The sequence below is a fragment of the Pyramidobacter sp. C12-8 genome (assembly GCF_002007215.1).
In the GTDB taxonomy this organism is placed as follows: domain Bacteria; phylum Synergistota; class Synergistia; order Synergistales; family Dethiosulfovibrionaceae; genus Pyramidobacter.
In genome coordinates this window covers 1-2308 of the sequence record NZ_MUHX01000056.1, presented here as the reverse complement: position 1 = coordinate 2308, position 2308 = coordinate 1, and the positions used below count along the sequence as shown (strand labels likewise).

Here is a 2308-nt window from a genome sequence, read left to right as displayed (position 1 = left end):
GCAAAACCTCGTTGGCCGCCGTGATATCCGAGACGCCAAGCAGCCTCAGCTCCCCGGCAGCCTGTCCTGCATCGTGTTCCAAAGACGTTCGACACGCCCCTTCGCCTCCGGCGTCAAGGCAAAGATCTGCCCGATCCCAAGATCCTTCAGCCCCCGTCCGAAACAACTTAACGGCTCCCCCTTCCCCGCCTCATTCCCTTCATTTCCTTTATTCCTTTCATTCCCTTCATTTCTTTCATTCCCTTCGATCCGATCCTCATCATCCTGCGCCCGTGCCTTTGGAGAGCGGAAAATCGTATGCCGGTCGCTGTAAATCGCCATCGGCAGCCCATACCCCTCGATCCCCATCCCCAGCGCGGCGACATAGCCCGCCATACATTCGTTCTCAGTGAAACAGGCGCCAGTCACGATCCCCGTCGCATCGTCAATATAAGCGTGCAGCGTCGCGCGCCCGTTCCCCCTGCCAAACCATTCAAACGACGTGGCGTCAGTCTGCCACAACATCCCCGCGGCCACCTTCCGCGGTCGGGAACGGTGAAGCTTCGGCCGCCGCCGCACACTCTTCTTGCTCCTGATCCCCTCGTCCTTCAGAATGCGGACGACACTCGAACGGCTGATCCCGATCCCCTCCCGTTCGTTCAGGCATTCCGCAAAGTGAGAGAAGTTGAAATCGTAATAGACCTCCTCATACGCCTTCAGCACCGACTCCCTAACCTCATCTCCGATCCTGCGCCGAGACGTTCTGCCGCGGTTGCCATGAACAAGCCCCGCCGCCCCTTGAGCGACGAACCTCTTCTTGATCCTGATGATTTGCCGTTGACAGAGCCCCAGCTTCTCCGCCGCCTCCCTGTTCGTCATGCGTCCCTCGACAAGCGCTCCGATAATCCTGATACGATCCAGTTCCTTTTGTGACAATGTCATTCGCTCCTGTTTCATGAACGGTATTATCTCAGAGTGACATTTTCTTGGAACAGTTATGGGTGACTTTATCACTGAACAACGACAGGAGGCGATTTTCCGCTTGACAGGAGTGGTCCGCCGCGTTAGAATGTGACCTGTTCGATTGAGGACGGAGAGATGGCCGAGTGGCCGAAGGCGCACGCCTGCTAAGTGTGTAACCCGGTTTCGGGTTCGAGGGTTCAAATCCCTCTCTCTCCGCCATCTTAAAAATAACGATGCGCGCCATTAGCCCAGCTGGATAGAGCGTCTGGCTACGGACCAGAAGGTCGTGGGTTCGAATCCTGCATGGCGCGCCAGTTTTTTGTTTAGGCCCTCAGTCGTGCGGTGTTTTTTTGCGCGCCATTAGCTCAGCTGGATAGAGCGTCTGGCTACGGACCAGGAGGTCGTGGGTTCGAATCCTGCATGGCGCGCCATCTTGGAGAAGAGCCAGGGGAGCTTCGTGAGGAGCTCCCCTGTTTGGCATTGTGCGAACGGAGACCTCTCATGCTCACACGCGATCAGGAATACATGAATCTTGCCCTCGAACTGGGGCTTCAGGCGGCGCGCGAAGGCGACATCCCCGTGGGCGCGCTCGTGGTGGATCCTTGCGGAGAGATCGTCGGCAGGGGGCGCAATCGGCGCCGGGTTGAACATGACCCCACCGCGCATGCCGAGATAGTCGCTCTGCGAAACGCCGCACAAAATCTGGGCGCTTGGAACCTGAGCGGCTGTTCCCTCTACGTGACGCTCGAACCCTGTCCCATGTGCGCCGGGGCGCTCGTTCAGGCGCGCGTTTCGCGTCTCGTCTATGGCTGTACCGATCCGAAAGCCGGCGCCTGCGGCACCCTCTACGATTTAACGCGCGACACGCGCCTTTTTCATCGTCTGCAGGTCGTCCCCGGCGTAATGGAACAGGAATGCCGCGCGCTCCTTCAGGATTTCTTTCAGGCCTGCCGTGAGAAAAACCGCAAATTCGGTCGGTAAATTTTCAGAGTAAATGCAACCTCGTCAAAGTAAATGCGACGGGGTTGCATTTACTTTGACAGGACAAAAGCAGCAAGCAGTCATTACGAACACATAATAACGATCAAGATTGCGCTAACGGAACAAATTCAAGGGGATGAAAAGCTGTTACGAGGAAATTGTCCGAAAAAAGTGCATACAAAAGTGATCCTCAACTGAAAGCAAAATTTTCAGTTCAGAGTTAATGCAATCAAGAAATTAAAAAGGAGCCGTTATTTACCGGCGAGAAGAGTCCGCTTTAAACAGATATCCTGTGGCGGAATAAGTTCGAGTCCGAGTAAATGCAATACATCCTCGCCATACAGGTTGATAAAGATCTCTGCAGGAGATTTTCCGTTAAATTTTT

General features: G+C 55.2%; 2 protein-coding genes and 3 tRNA genes. 4 read left to right on the top strand and 1 reads right to left on the bottom strand.

The window, feature by feature from the left end; all coding sequences use genetic code 11:
- Nucleotides 1–45: 45 nt before the first annotated feature.
- On the bottom strand, nucleotides 46–936 hold the full coding sequence (locus B0D78_RS12025) for an ISNCY family transposase (protein WP_078016985.1): 891 nt from the start codon (nucleotides 934–936) through the stop codon (nucleotides 46–48).
- Nucleotides 937–1071: 135 nt separating this feature from the next.
- Here B0D78_RS12025 and B0D78_RS12020 point away from each other — a divergent pair.
- From B0D78_RS12020 to tadA, 4 genes are all read left to right on the top strand, one after another.
- A tRNA-Ser gene (locus tag B0D78_RS12020) sits at nucleotides 1072–1161 on the top strand.
- Nucleotides 1162–1179: 18 nt separating this feature from the next.
- Nucleotides 1180–1256, top strand: a tRNA-Arg gene (locus tag B0D78_RS12015).
- Between the two features lie 40 nt (nucleotides 1257–1296).
- Nucleotides 1297–1373 (top strand) — tRNA-Arg (locus B0D78_RS12010).
- Nucleotides 1374–1443: 70 nt separating this feature from the next.
- Nucleotides 1444–1923 (top strand): tRNA adenosine(34) deaminase TadA, encoded by a 480-nt coding sequence (gene tadA / locus B0D78_RS12005; RefSeq protein WP_168170132.1) that lies wholly within the window; start codon nucleotides 1444–1446, stop codon nucleotides 1921–1923.
- Nucleotides 1924–2308: the final 385 nt, after the last annotated feature.

What these genes read in the sequence shown, in the direction of transcription:
- B0D78_RS12025 (WP_078016985.1), bottom strand. Translation starts at nt 936, where the DNA reads ATGAAACAGGAGCGAATGACATTGTCACAAAAGGAACTGGATCGTATC.
- tadA (WP_168170132.1), top strand. Translation starts at nt 1,444, where the DNA reads ATGCTCACACGCGATCAGGAATACATGAATCTTGCCCTCGAACTGGGG.